Raw genomic sequence first — 13081 nt, 5'->3', positions numbered from 1 at the left:
GCTAGACCTAACAAGTCTAACTCTTTTACTTCTTATTTTTTTAAAAGTCCTTCCTTGACCAGATAATCACGCGCAACAGCTTCGGCTTTTTTTCCTTCAATGCCAACTTGATAATTCATCTGACTCATCTGGCTTTCCGTAATTTTACCAGCCAGCTTATTGAGAACACCTTCCAATTCAGGGTGTTTTTCTAGCAATTCAGCCTTCAGGAGAGGCGCCCCTTGATAAGGAGGGAAAAGATGTTTATCGTCTTCTAAAATCTGAAGTTGATAGCGCTCAATTTCAGGGTCAGTTGAATAGACTTCCATAATCTGAATATCACCTGATTGAATCGCATCATAGCGAAGGGCTGGCTCCATAGTTGATACATTGAGATTTAGTCCATAGACAGACTGCAAGCCCTTATTCCCATCCTCACGGTCGTTAAATTCCAAGGTAAACCCTGCCTTAAGCTTATCTTGGACTGCTTTAAGATCAGAGATGGTTTTAAGATTGTATTCTTTGGCGACACTCTTAGGTACTGCGATGGCATATGTATTTTGATAAGCCATGTGATTGAGCAAGACTAGATTGTCCTGTTTCTTAATGCCATCACGCGCCACTTCAAAGACTTCTTCAGCATCATTGCTGACCTTTGGAGCAGGTTGCAAGAGGGTTCCAGTAATCGTACCGGTAAACTCAGGATAGATATCAATATCACCTTTTTTCAGTGCTTGATAAAGGAAGTCAGTCTTACCAAAGTTTGGTTTGACTGTCACAGTCATATCCGTATTTTCCTCGATGAGTAGTTTATACATATTCATGAGAATTTCTGGTTCTGGACCCAATTTCCCAGCAATAACCAGATTATCCTTGCTTTGTTTTGGTAGCAAGCTTGGCATGTAAGAAGCGCCTAGTCCGAGGATTAAGACCGTAAAAGCTGTAAATACCGTCCGAAGCTTGGCCTTTTCCATCCATTTAAGAAGACTGTTGAAAAGAATTGCCAAAACTGCAGATGAAATTGCTCCAATCAAGATCAGACTAGCATTGCGACGGTCAATTCCTAGAAGGATAAAAGAACCTAGTCCACCAGCTCCGACAAGGGCTGCCAGAGTTGCTGTTCCGATAATCATTACCGTTGCCGTCCGAACTCCTGACACGATGACGGGCATTGCTAGAGGCAGTTCAAACTTTTTGAGTCGCTCCCACTTGGTCATCCCAAAGGCGATTCCAGCTTCCTCTAAACTAGGATCAATCCCATTCAAAGCCGTGACAGTATTTTCTAAAATCGGGAAAATAGCGTAAATCACCAGAGCAGTCAGTGCCGGCAGTGTGCCAATCCCCATGAGGGGGATAAAAAGTCCCAGCAAGGCCATTGAAGGAATGGTTTGAAAGATTCCTGCAATTTGCAGTACCCAATTAGCTGCTTTTTTGTGACTATTGAGATAAATAGCGAGTGGAATGGTCAGGAAGATGGCCACTAGTAAGGTCAGAAGAGACAGCTGGAGGTGCTGACCAAGGGCTGCTACCCAATCACCAAAGCGCTCTTGAAAGGTAGAAATTAAATTAGCCATGTTGAACACCTCCAAATAAATCTGCTACGAAGCTGGTTGCAGGTGCAGATAAGATTTCCTCAGGTGTTGCCACTTGACAAATCTCCCCGTCCTGCAAAACAGCAATCCGATTCCCCAACTTTAAAGCCTCGTCCGTATCATGGGTTACAAAGATTGTTGTCATCCCAAACTGGTCATGGATACTCTTGGTCAAGCTCTGCAATTGCTTACGCGAGATAGCATCAAGAGCTGAAAAAGGTTCATCCATCAGCAGGATTTTGGGTTGGGCGATAATTGCACGGACAATGCCCACCCGCTGCTGCTCACCACCAGACAGCTCACTCGGCATACGCTGAGCATAGTCTTCAGCAGGCAAGCCTACTAGCTCCAGCAATTCATCAGTCTTCTGCTGAATATCTGCTTTGCTCCATCCTTTCATCTCAGGAATGAGAGCAATATTTTCAGCCACAGTTAGGTTTGGGAAGAGGGCAATCGCCTGTAAGACATAGCCTGTAGAAAGGCGCAGCTCACGCTCATCATAGTCTTTGATGCGCTTGCCATCCATGTAAATATTTCCATCAGTTGGTTCCAAGAGACGGTTAATCATCTTAATCATGGTCGTCTTACCTGACCCAGATGGCCCAACTAAAACCATGAACTCCCCATTCTCAATCCTTAAATTGACATCTCTCAAGACATCTTTTTCTGTATAGCGTAGCGCTACATTTTTATATTCAATCATTTCTTCTCCTTATTTATTACGATAACCTTGCCAAAAGACTGGCTACTTTCCAGATAAGCATGAGCGTCCTGGATTTGTTCAATAGAAAATACTTTTTCAGGTCGCACATCCACCTGATACCGCTCTACAAAGTCCACCAAAGCTTGAAGCTTGTCTTGAGACACATTACCAGAAGCAAAGGTAGTCAAGTAGAGATTGCGGTAAAGCATTTCAATAGGGTCAAAGTCTGGAATAGTCCACTGACCGCCCAGCAAGCCACAAGAACAGATCATAACACCATCTGCCATACGAGCAAATGTATCGAGAATAGCACTCGGACCGACAAGATCCAAGACCTTGTCAAACTGCTCTTCTGTTTGCAAAACGCCATCCTTATCCAAAATCACCTGGTCAAATCCTGCCTCTTTTAGTTGCTCTTCCTTGCCCAGACTACGGCTACTTCCCGCTAAATAGACATTTGGAAATTGCCCCTTGAGAAGTTTTGCAAAAGCAATCCCAACACCACTAGTCGCAGCCCGAACCAGAACTCGGTCTCCCTCCTCAATCTTGAGATTGAGATAAGAGCCAAATGCCGTGTAGTAGGTTTCAGGCAGAGCGATTAAACTTTCCAAAGCAAGCTCTGTCCTCACAGGATAAACCTGTTCATCTGGTAGCAAAACATACTCAGCATAACCACCATCAAAAGCACGCCCCATTTCTCCCATGATGGAGATGACCTGCTGCCCGATCTGCAAATCGGGACGATTGGTTTCCTCTACAATTCCCACACATTCAATTCCTAAAATCCGTGGAAATTGAACGGAGGGCGATAGTCCTTGACGAGTAAAAATCTCACTATGGTTGATTCCAAATCCTTGTACCTTGACCAAGGTCCAACCTTCTTTAACAGTCGGTTTTGGAACTTCCACAACCTGCAGAACTTCTGGTCCTCCAGCTTCCTTGACAAGCACAGCTTTCATCTTAGTATCTCCTTTTAAAACTTCCCTCTATTGGTCAAGTCTTCTACCTTAGGCATGACTTCTTTGTTGTCCCAATGCTCCACGATACGTCCATTCTCATCAGAACGGAAAGTATCTGTCGTCACCCATTGCGCTTCCCCGCCATTGAGAAATTGATGGACATGGACAAAGACTAGATTACCATCCTCAATGGTGCGAACAATTTTCATCTCACGCTTGGGATGGCGTTCAAAGAAATTTGCAAAGAAAGTCGCAAACCCTTCTTTGCCATCTGGCACACCTGTCGAGTGTTGAATGTAGGTATCCCCTACAGACTGAGCCTCAGCCTCAGCAACACACCCATCTTGAATGGCATGAATGTATAAATCTTGTGCATTTTCAACTTGTTTTGACATGATTTATGCCTCATTTGCTTTCTCTTTCAGATTGGCTAAAATACGTTCCTGATAATTTTCAAACTGGCGAATTTCTTCCTCTAAGAAGCCTTTATAAAAAATAGCATCCAGTTTTTGACTGACACGATGACCAATTTCTTTCTGTGCCCAACCTTGCTCTGTCAACTTGACATATTTTTTTCGCTTGTCTAAACCACACTGACTAAAGGTCACCAAATCCTGCTCTTCCAACTTTTTCAGCATAGTTGTCAGCGTATTATTGGCCAATCCCGTCACCAGTGCAATATCTGTCGCCGTAGCGCAACCCGTTTCGCTATTCCATAAAACGGTGAGAATCTTCCCCTGCTCACTGCGATAAAGGGCTTCAGGATCCTGACTCAGTAACTTTTGAAAAATCCTCCCATTCAACAAACGAATATGGTGGGCAACTAAATGACTATCTTTCATACTTCCTCCCAATCTATTTCTATATCGATATTTTTTAATAATTGTAACACCAATCATTACACTTGTCAAGAATCTTATTCTATTTCGAAATAATTTAAAATTGGATAAAGATCTTTAAACTCAAAGTTCAAAACAAAAAGCCCAGTGTAAAGAGGAAATCCCTCTCCCACACTGAGCTTATTTTTATCTTAGTAATATTCACCCTGACGGTAATCCCATGAGTTAAAGGTATCAGACAGGTGCATCATGATTTTGTCGATGTCCAAGCCTTTGCGGATGACCACTGGTGCTGGTGAGATGGAACGTTGCCCACCTTGTTCTGGAATCAGTTTTCCATCCTTGTCCACCATAGAGACCATAACACCTTGCTCGTAGCGAGTTTCAATGGTCTTATCTGGCTGGATAGAGGCTACATAGTCATCTGCTTCAATGACGAGGTCAACAGCGTTTTCGATGCGCTCGCCAATTCCTTCGACCTTGCCGCGGTTTCCTTTACCGGATGGGTTGGCTGAGGATGCATAAACCATCTTGCCTTCTTCCCAAAGCTTAGCTGCCAGCTGCTCGCCCGCCTTACCGAACTTAATAACAAAACAGCTCGTGCCACGAACATCTGTCATCAGCTCTTCCCGACCGTCGCCATAGGCTTTGAGCTTTTCAAAAGCTTCTGGCTTCCATGGAAGGATACAACCCAAGAGGATGTCTTCATCCCAATGCTTTTGATAAAAAGCTTCAATTTCCGGATTTAGCTGCGCCAAAGCACGAAGCTCATCCATACTGCCACAGAGGACAACACCTGGCTTATTACGGTTACGAGCCTTAGCTTCGAACTTACGCTCCAAGCCTGCCTTATCGCTAGTCATAATGATGTAACCCACCTTTGTCGGGCAAACGATACAGCCGCCATCGCCTTTCAGGATGTCATAACCTTCTTGTGAAAGAGTTCCGTTCCATTGAATGTGTTTTGTCATAAGTTTCTTCCTTTTCTATTAAATTAAGATTTATTTTACCATATATTTTTATAGGAGACAAGATGTTTTCAGAATTTTCTTAATATATCGAAAACAATTTTACTGCCAATAAGAGGGACGATTTTTTTCATATTCTGCAATCAAATCCTCATACTGCAGGGTAATACCGATGTCATCCAGACCGTTGAGGAGCTTGTGCTTCCATTCTCCATCGATGTCAAAGGAGAATTCTCCCACCGGTGAAAAAATCTTCTGCTGCTCCAAATCCACCGTCACTTCATCCGTCGGCTTCAGATTAGCCAAAGCTTGCCGGACTTCGAGCGGCTGAACGATAGGCAACATTCCGTTATTCAGCTCGTTATTGTAATGAATATCCCCGAAAGATCCGGCAATAACTACCTTAAAGCCATAGTCAGCCAAGGCCCAGGCAGCGTGCTCCCGAGAGGAACCAGCCCCGAAATTATCCCCTGAAATTAGAATAGTTGCCTTGCGGTACTCCGGTCTATTAAAGACGAAATCAGGATCTTCGGTGTACTGATTGTCCAGATAGCGCCATGCGTACATGAGGTACTTACCAAAGCCTTTTTTATCAATCAACTTGAGAAACTGCTTGGGTAAAATTTGGTCTGTATCGATATTATCGTTCATGAGGGGAACCGTTGTCCCCGTATAGATTGTAAATTTTTCCATAAAACTTCCTTACCTTACTGGACCTCCGGTAGCTGGCGGACGTCTACGAAGTGCCCGGCAATAGCTGCCGCTGCGGCCATAGCAGGACTGCAAAGATGGGTTTTAGCGCCAAATCCCTGACGATCCTCAAAGTTCCGATTGCTGGTTGAGGCACAGTGGACTCCGTCTGGCACCTTGTCTGGATTCATTCCCAGACACATGGAGCAACCCGGATCGCGCCACTCAAAGCCTGCATCCACGAAAATTTTATCCAGTCCCATCTTTTCAGCAGCCCGCTTGACCGGACGAGAGCCTGGCACGACGATAGCTGTTAGATTGGGAGCGATATGCTTACCAGCGACAAACTTAGCTGCCAGCTGCAAATCGCTGAGCCTGGCATTGGTGCAGGATCCGATAAAGATATAACCTAGGTCAATATCTTCTGCTTTCTTACCCGGTGAGAGGTCCATGTAATTGTAGGCCCGCTCGTCGTTCATATCGCGAATTTCAGGGAAAGCCGAGCCGAACTCTACTCCCATAGAAGGATTGGTTCCCCAAGTCACCATAGGTGCCAACTGGGAAACATCCATCTCAATGACCTTATCATAGACAGCATCAGGATCACTGACCAGAGTCTTCCAATCAGCCACTGCCGCCTCAAAGTTCTTAGGTGCTCCCGGCCGACCTTGAACGTAATCATAGGTCTTCTGGTCCGGATTCATAATGCCCATCTTAGAGCCAAACTCAATGGACATATTGCAGATGGTCATGCGCTCTTCCATGGTCAAATGATCAATCGCATCACCAGCATACTCGACCACATAGCCAACACCGGCAGCTACACCGTATTTGGCAATCAGAGCGAGGATGAAGTCCTTGGAATAAACACCTTTAGGTGGCACTCCGGTAAATTTGACCAGCATTTTCTTAGGCTTGACTTGCCAAATGGTCTGCGTTGCAAAGACGTGCTCTACCTCTGAAGTACCGATTCCAAAAGCGATAGCTCCAAAAGCTCCGTGAGTGGCCGTGTGACTGTCACCGCAGACGATAAATTTCCCTGGCTGCGTCTTGCCCGTTTCGGGTCCAACCATATGGACAATCCCCTGCAGTTCTGATCCGTGAGCCGCATGCTCGATGCCAAAATCCTTGACATTTTCAGAAAGCTTATCAATCTGAGCCTTGGAAATCACATCCCGGATATCATAGATATTGACCGTAGGAACATTATGGTCAAAAGTTCCAAAGGTCAAGTCCGGCCGTCTAACTTTGCGCCCTGCATCTCGAAGGCCTTGAAAAGCCTGAGGGCTGGTTACTTCATGAATATAATGCTGATCCACATACATAAGCTGGGGTTGACCTTCTTGGCCTGTTATTACGTGTCTTTCCCAAATCTTATCAAAAATTGATTTTCCAGCCATACTAGCTTCTCCATATGTAATATAAAATTCCGATTTCCACTATAATTCCGCAAATCCAAGCCAACCAGAAATACCATTTTCTGGTCTTGTGATGAAAGAGGCGACCACCTAATAAAGCGCCCAAACCTCCGGTTACTAATGCTGACAAGAGCAAGGTCTTCTCTGGAATGCGGTAGTGATTTTTCTTAGCCTTTCGCTTATCCCAACCATAAAGCAGGAAAACGATAAGGTTCCATAGCAGGCAAATACCCGTTAATATCCATTTCATAAGTTATTGATAATGGCCTCCGTCATTTGAGTTGTTGTCGCCTGACCGCCCAGATCTCGCGTTAAAATCCCTTGAGCCAAGGTCTTTTCAACCGCTGCTTCAATCGCTTCTGCAGCTTCTAGCTCGGCAAAACTATCCCGCAGCATCATGGCTACAGAAAGGATCATGCTGATAGGATTGGCAATGCCCTGCCCTGCAATATCTGGAGCCGAACCATGGATAGGCTCGTAAAGACTTGGCCCAGCAGTCGAATGACTGGCTGATGGCATAACTCCCAGCGTCCCTGACAAGACACTGGACTCGTCTGATAGAATATCCCCAAAGAGATTTTCTGTTACTACAACATCAAACTTAGCAGGATTGGTAATCATGAGCATAGCAGCGCTGTCCACCAGTTGGTGCTCCAAGGTCACATCTGGATAATCCTTGGCCACCTCATCTGCTACTCTACGCCAGAGTTTGGATGTCGCTAGCACATTTTGCTTGTCAATACTGGTCACGCGCTTTCTGCGACCACGCGCAATGTCAAAGGCCTTACGGACAATCCGCTCTACCTCTTCATAGCTGTAGTCGTTAATATCACGCGCGGTTCTATTCTCCAAAATATGCTCACCAAAGTAAATCCCACCCGTCAGCTCGCGCACGACCACGAAATCCACACCAGCAATTCGCTCCGCCTTCAAAGGCGACAAATGCTTAAGAGCATCGAAAATCTTAACTGGGCGGATATTGGCATAAAGTTCAAGCTCCTTGCGCAGAGCGAGCAAGCCTTGCTCTGGTCGAACTGGGGCATTATCATACTGGGGACTGCCGATAGCTGCTAGGAGAATAGCATCCGCCTCCTTAGCCACTTCTAGAGTTGACTGAGGCAGAGGATGACCTTCTGCATCAATACCAGCACCCCCAAAAGCTTTCTCCGTGATATGATAAGTAAAACCGAACTTGTCCGCAACAGCAGCAAGTACTTGGAGACCAGCCTCCATGATTTCTGGGCCGATACCGTCACCCGCCAGAGCTACAATTTCTTTTGTCATAGTCGCTTCCTTCTAATTATTTGCAGGCAGATCGCGGTAAGATACCTGATGGCCGATTTCACCAGCATTTTCCTTTTGCACAAAGGTATTGGCATGGACATAGGCAATGGCGCTGGCCTTAAGAACATCGAAATCAATACCAGAAGAGTTGAAAATCGTATCAGTATCGGTGTTTTCAACCGCTACCAAAACACGAGCCTGAGAGTCAATCCCGTCCGTCACGGCCTCAATATTATAGGCCAAAAGTTGAACTGACTGGTTAAAGAATTGGTCAATGGCATTAAAGATGGCTTCAACACTTCCCTTTCCTTCTGCTACACAGTTGACCGTTTCGCCGTCGCCATTAACCAACTGCACATCTGCTGTGATGGTATGATCGTCATTGGTCGTCAACTGCAGATCATTAAAGTGGAAGCCTTCTGGATTTTCAACTGTCGTTCCAGCAATCAGAGCCCGAATGTCAGCGTCCGTGACTTCGTTTTTCTTATCCGCCAAGACCTTAAACTTAGCAAAGAGCTCATTAATTTCAGATTCTTCAAAGTCCAGAGACAGTTCTTTGAGCTTTTCAACAAAGGCGTGGCGACCAGACAGCTTGCCGAGCGGCAGTGAATTGCTCTTGACTCCAACTAGCTCTGGTGTGATAATTTCATAGGTCAGTGGATTCTTAAGAACACCATCCTGATGGATACCAGATTCATGAGAGAAGGCATTGCCACCAACAACCGCCTTGTTCTTAGGCACTGGAATACCTGAGAAACGGGACACCAACTCAGAAGTGTTGATGGTTTCATTAAGGACAATATCTGTTTCAACTTGATAATAATCCTTGCGAATTTCCAAAGCAACTGCTACTTCTTCCAGTGCAGCATTACCAGCACGCTCGCCAATACCATTGATTGTGCCTTCCACCCGTCTAGCTCCGTATTTGACTGCGGACAGGCTGTTGGCTACCGCCATTCCCAAATCATCGTGACAGTGAGGACTATAGATAATCTCACGATCTGTTTGGACATTGTCAATCAGATGCTTAAAGATATTGCCAAACTCTTCCGGCGTGGTAAAGCCCACTGTGTCAGGAATGTTAATGTAGCTAGCCCCCGCATCAACTGCTGTCTGAACAACTTGGAGCAGAAAATCCAGCTCGGTTCGTGTTGCGTCCTCAGGTGAAAACTCGACAATCTCAAACTTGGAGCGAGCATAGGAAACGTGCTCCTTAATGGCTTCTAAAATCTCTTCCTTGGACTTTTTCAGCTTGAACTCTCTGTGTATGGGACTGGTCGCAATGAAAACGTGAATCTGCGGATGTTTGGCATCCTTGAGTGCCTCGTAGCAAGCATCGATGTCAGACTTAACCGAACGCGCCAAGCCAGTGACAGAAGCTTTAGTAATGACTTTAGCAATCTCTTGCACTGCCGCAAATGAATCTGGACTAGCAGCTGGGAAACCAGCTTCAATAGCAGAAATTCCCCATTTTTCTAGTTGCTTAGCAATGGCAACCTTTTCCTTAATAGAAAAATTCACTCCCGGTGTCTGCTCACCATCCCGAAGGCTGGTATCAAGAAACTCAACTTTTTGCATAGACTTTCCTCTTTCTTTATCGTTTAAAATAGCTATAAAAATCAATGAGAGATACAACAATGAAATGAACTTTTAGTTCGCTTTTCTCAGTATATCCTAGCAAAGATTTTCGTGAAGAATAAAATAAAAACATCTCGCTGGAAGCCAAGCGAGATGTTGATTTACTCCCGCTTGGTAAGCCAAACAGGACTAATGCTTTCGCACTAGCCCGAGTAACGCAACAACAAAGCAAAGTTTGAAAATTGAGTTGACTTCATGTTTGACTGACTCCTTTTGAAATGTTATTGATTAGTATTTTAGCACAGTATCATTCGGCTGTCAACAGATAATTCGATATTTTCAGAAAATTTTTAATATGCTGGATTATTTTGTGGCCTTATTACTATAAATGCGAGAAAGAAAAAGAAGCAGACCAGCTCCTCCTTCTTCTAGTATTATATTGATTATAAAGTTAAACTTTACATTCTTACCCATTAGAAGAGAATCATACGCGGCAAATCTCTATAATACTTATAAAATTTTTTAAATTACGTTTACTCAAAAAACTAATCTGCCAATCTTATACCATTTCTGATCCCCATGCTTTCCAAATCAACTTTTCCATCTTTGATTTCTATATTACTTTTCTTTTTCTAATACTTTCAAATATTTAGTTTTTTTAAATTGCCCAGATAGGAGCAAGAGCAAGAAACAATACCATGTCACAATCGTCAAAAATAAAAGTAGGAAACTACCAAATAGAAGATAAAACCAAGAGAAAAGAGCTGAAATCAAGGCAAAGAGGAAAATGAGAGCATAGGTTTTAAGACCGTTGGATTTTTGGGTGGCAAAATAGTCTATAGGCATCTCATAAGGCACTACTTCAACTACTGATTTCTCCCTTCTATTTTTAAACTGGTAAATAGCCAGTAAAAGCATGAATATGAAAGAAAAAAGTAAAGGGAAGAAACCTCGTACAGTCAGATTCTCCGTTAATACATACAAGCCATAAGAAAAACCAGCACTTGGTAGAAAAATCATTGGAAAAGGCACACTTTTCCCTACAAAAAGCTCATTTCGCTTAATATCATAAAACACAGTCCTTTTGACATTTCCTTGGTCTGCTCCAAATTCGATAAAATCAGACAACTTCCTAGTAACTGCCAATGCTGACTTGGATTCTTCATGCACTTCATCTTCAATGACCTCCAACTGACTAAAAGCGTTCAGTCTCCACGAATCTTCCTTAGGCAGATGTGGTATTTTCCCTTCAAGATGTTCTTGAATAAATTGCTGGAATTGACGGTTCTTCCGCTTACTTCCAATTAACTTCAGCGTTACTTTTTGACTGCTGCCATTTTGGGTCAACGCTTCCCCTACAATAAATAAAGGCCATTCATAACTGCCACGATAAGCGTGTCTATTCTTTCCGAAGTAAAATGTCACTGAAGAAAGTGGAAAGCGATAGCATTTGAAATTTCGGAAAACAAGCAAGTATTTGCCATCAAGCCGTATTTTTCCCATAGAAGCAAAGGCCATCCAACCTACTGTGAGCAATAGAGAAACTGATACTAAGAAATAGAAAAGATTTGCTGACCGATTATCTTCTAGGAAAATATTAAAAAAACTGGTCACCACCATTAAACTAAATAGACTAAGTAGTCCCAGTGCTGATCTTTTATAGATAACTATCGATGGCTTTTTTATCAATTCGCATCCTCCTCTCATTCCTCTTCCTTAAAAATCACTTTCCCCTGTTCATACTTCCGTACAGCTAAGAGCCAGCGGATAGGGTTGTTTTGGAACAGAGAAATCACGACCACAGCTGGAAGCACCCCTGCCAATGGTGAAAATAATAATGAAAGATCGAACCACCCATGTTCATAATAAGGAATAAGCATTCCTGGTATTCCAAACATACCTACAATCCCCACACAAAATAGAAGAATCAATATAATAAACAAGAAAAAGGAAATTTTACCAAATGTGGCTTTCTTATCGGAAAAACCTTCCCAAATTAAGCTGCTATTCACTGCAGCTTTAAATTGTTCCTCGTTTGCCAAAACTGTGGATCGAACATTTTTATACAAGGCCTTTTCCAACATATAAGTACTGCCAACAAAAACTAAAAATATGGCTAGTAAAATGACTGGAATCATCTTCTCATTTAGTCTAAATGGACTAGTAATGGAAAAAATAGCAACCCCTGTACCTCCACCAAATAATTCAAAAAACAACATCAAAGGTATAATGGCCTTATTGGTCTCCCTAGCCCCTTCCGTATTTAATAATACACTCTTATCGGCTACCAGAGCCTCTTTTGTTCGTGTGTTATAGTAGACAGCCTCATCGCCGCTCTGTCCAATAAAAATTATTTTTCTCATATTCAATCACCAATTCCACACCAGTTGCTATGATCAAAATCCTATTTTTCATTATTTTCTTCTTCTATTTTTATTATATATTGACAGTTTTCACTATAGCTTAGATCACCTGCTAACAGCGTAGACATTAGTAATATAAGACTATGAAACATCAGAAAGACTAAAGTTCCCCAATTTAAAATGAAAAAGCTAAACAAAAGGATTAGGAGGTTGAGAATCAGAACGCCCTTAAACTGCTTTTTCATCCAAGGAGCCAATTTAGCTATTCTTATTTTTCCCTTCTCTTTTTTGTAAAGACTAAAATCAAATTTCTTTTCTAAAGACCGAGATGATAAAAAATGGATTAGATTTGCAAGTATTACTGCTAGTATAAAAGCAAGAAACCAATAAATCCATCTTTCAGTAAATGAAAAGCGAGGTGAATTAAGGTAAGCATATAAGCTGTCACTAGTTCGCATCCGCCCTGCCCATACTGAAACAGCTAAAAATATCGGTGCTGGAATTAGAAGGGTCTCCAACCAATGTTTTTTACGCATTCGGATTTCCCAAAATTGCGTCTCTGTCAATCGGTAAAGCGTTCGATTGCTAAACCAATTCAGATAAGGTAAAAAATAACCCCACAATGTCGGTAGCTTATCCAATAGAAAGAATTCCTTACCATCCTCCAATAATATATAACGAAAATTTACATGATGCGCTCGCATAATT

Annotated in this window: 13 protein-coding genes and 1 pseudogene; all 14 read right to left on the bottom strand. The window is 43.0% G+C overall.

Going from position 1 to position 13081, the window contains the following annotated elements:
- Positions 1-32: 32 nt before the first annotated feature.
- Positions 33-1553 carry an ABC transporter permease/substrate-binding protein gene (locus tag FZ954_RS03170; RefSeq protein ID WP_148877002.1) on the bottom strand — a complete coding sequence of 507 codons (1521 nt, stop codon included), beginning with the start codon at positions 1551-1553 and terminating at the stop codon, positions 33-35.
- Positions 1546-2274 (bottom strand): ABC transporter ATP-binding protein, encoded by a 729-nt coding sequence (locus FZ954_RS03165; RefSeq protein WP_148876999.1) that lies wholly within the window; start codon positions 2272-2274, stop codon positions 1546-1548. The genes FZ954_RS03170 and FZ954_RS03165 overlap by 8 nt, the downstream gene beginning before the upstream one ends.
- A complete protein-coding gene (locus FZ954_RS03160) occupies positions 2271-3233 on the bottom strand; it encodes a zinc-binding dehydrogenase (RefSeq protein WP_148876997.1) in 963 nt (320 codons plus the stop codon). Before FZ954_RS03160 ends, FZ954_RS03165 begins: the two co-directional genes overlap by 4 nt.
- Before the next feature lie 68 nt (positions 3234-3301).
- Positions 3302-3628: pseudogene (locus tag FZ954_RS03155) on the bottom strand (nuclear transport factor 2 family protein); the annotation flags it as partial.
- 3 nt (positions 3629-3631) lie between these two features.
- Entirely contained in the window at positions 3632-4075 is a 444-nt protein-coding gene (locus FZ954_RS03150; protein WP_148876992.1) for a MarR family winged helix-turn-helix transcriptional regulator, read from the bottom strand.
- Between the two features lie 188 nt (positions 4076-4263).
- Positions 4264-5043 carry an L-threonylcarbamoyladenylate synthase gene (locus FZ954_RS03145; protein ID WP_005590290.1) on the bottom strand — a complete coding sequence of 260 codons (780 nt, stop codon included), beginning with the start codon at positions 5041-5043 and terminating at the stop codon, positions 4264-4266.
- Positions 5044-5142: 99 nt separating this feature from the next.
- Complete coding sequence (gene leuD / locus FZ954_RS03140; RefSeq protein WP_148876990.1) at positions 5143-5733, bottom strand: 3-isopropylmalate dehydratase small subunit; 591 nt, start codon at positions 5731-5733, stop codon at positions 5143-5145.
- A gap of 14 nt (positions 5734-5747) precedes the next feature.
- The gene (gene leuC / locus FZ954_RS03135; protein ID WP_148876988.1) at positions 5748-7130 is read right to left on the bottom strand and encodes a 3-isopropylmalate dehydratase large subunit; all 1383 of its coding nucleotides are present in this window, start codon (positions 7128-7130) and stop codon (positions 5748-5750) included.
- Position 7131: 1 nt separating this feature from the next.
- Positions 7132-7398, bottom strand: coding sequence for a DUF1294 domain-containing protein (locus FZ954_RS03130; protein WP_148876985.1), 267 nt, complete (start codon positions 7396-7398; stop codon positions 7132-7134).
- On the bottom strand, positions 7395-8432 hold the full coding sequence (gene leuB / locus FZ954_RS03125; protein WP_148876982.1) for a 3-isopropylmalate dehydrogenase: 1038 nt from the start codon (positions 8430-8432) through the stop codon (positions 7395-7397). Before leuB ends, FZ954_RS03130 begins: the two co-directional genes overlap by 4 nt.
- 12 nt (positions 8433-8444) lie before the next feature.
- Entirely contained in the window at positions 8445-10010 is a 1566-nt protein-coding gene (locus FZ954_RS03120; protein WP_148876979.1) for a 2-isopropylmalate synthase, read from the bottom strand.
- Positions 10011-10628: 618 nt separating this feature from the next.
- Complete coding sequence (locus tag FZ954_RS03115) at positions 10629-11630, bottom strand: hypothetical protein (protein WP_148877633.1); 1002 nt, start codon at positions 11628-11630, stop codon at positions 10629-10631.
- An 83-nt stretch (positions 11631-11713) separates the two neighbouring features.
- Positions 11714-12373 (bottom strand): hypothetical protein, encoded by a 660-nt coding sequence (locus FZ954_RS03110; protein ID WP_148876976.1) that lies wholly within the window; start codon positions 12371-12373, stop codon positions 11714-11716.
- Between the two features lie 41 nt (positions 12374-12414).
- A complete protein-coding gene (locus FZ954_RS03105) occupies positions 12415-13077 on the bottom strand; it encodes a DUF443 family protein (RefSeq protein WP_148876973.1) in 663 nt (220 codons plus the stop codon).
- Between the last annotated feature and the right edge of the window lie 4 nt (positions 13078-13081).

The sequence above is a fragment of the Streptococcus sp. Marseille-P7375 genome (assembly GCF_902460365.1).
In the GTDB taxonomy this organism is placed as follows: Bacteria; Bacillota; Bacilli; order Lactobacillales; family Streptococcaceae; genus Streptococcus; species Streptococcus cristatus_I.
Note: the sequence above shows the minus strand (reverse complement) of the source record. Positions and strands in the feature narration are given on the sequence as shown.

Coding starts and splice junctions, on each gene's coding strand:
- FZ954_RS03170 (WP_148877002.1), bottom strand. CDS start 1,553: ATGGCTAATTTAATTTCTACCTTTCAAGAGCGCTTTGGTGATTGGGTA.
- FZ954_RS03165 (WP_148876999.1), bottom strand. CDS start 2,274: ATGATTGAATATAAAAATGTAGCGCTACGCTATACAGAAAAAGATGTC.
- FZ954_RS03160 (WP_148876997.1), bottom strand. CDS start 3,233: ATGAAAGCTGTGCTTGTCAAGGAAGCTGGAGGACCAGAAGTTCTGCAG.
- FZ954_RS03150 (WP_148876992.1), bottom strand. CDS start 4,075: ATGAAAGATAGTCATTTAGTTGCCCACCATATTCGTTTGTTGAATGGG.
- FZ954_RS03145 (WP_005590290.1), bottom strand. CDS start 5,043: ATGACAAAACACATTCAATGGAACGGAACTCTTTCACAAGAAGGTTAT.
- leuD (WP_148876990.1), bottom strand. CDS start 5,733: ATGGAAAAATTTACAATCTATACGGGGACAACGGTTCCCCTCATGAAC.
- leuC (WP_148876988.1), bottom strand. CDS start 7,130: ATGGCTGGAAAATCAATTTTTGATAAGATTTGGGAAAGACACGTAATA.
- FZ954_RS03130 (WP_148876985.1), bottom strand. CDS start 7,398: ATGAAATGGATATTAACGGGTATTTGCCTGCTATGGAACCTTATCGTT.
- leuB (WP_148876982.1), bottom strand. CDS start 8,432: ATGACAAAAGAAATTGTAGCTCTGGCGGGTGACGGTATCGGCCCAGAA.
- FZ954_RS03120 (WP_148876979.1), bottom strand. CDS start 10,010: ATGCAAAAAGTTGAGTTTCTTGATACCAGCCTTCGGGATGGTGAGCAG.
- FZ954_RS03115 (WP_148877633.1), bottom strand. CDS start 11,630: ATGGTGGTGACCAGTTTTTTTAATATTTTCCTAGAAGATAATCGGTCA.
- FZ954_RS03110 (WP_148876976.1), bottom strand. CDS start 12,373: ATGAGAAAAATAATTTTTATTGGACAGAGCGGCGATGAGGCTGTCTAC.
- FZ954_RS03105 (WP_148876973.1), bottom strand. CDS start 13,077: ATGCGAGCGCATCATGTAAATTTTCGTTATATATTATTGGAGGATGGT.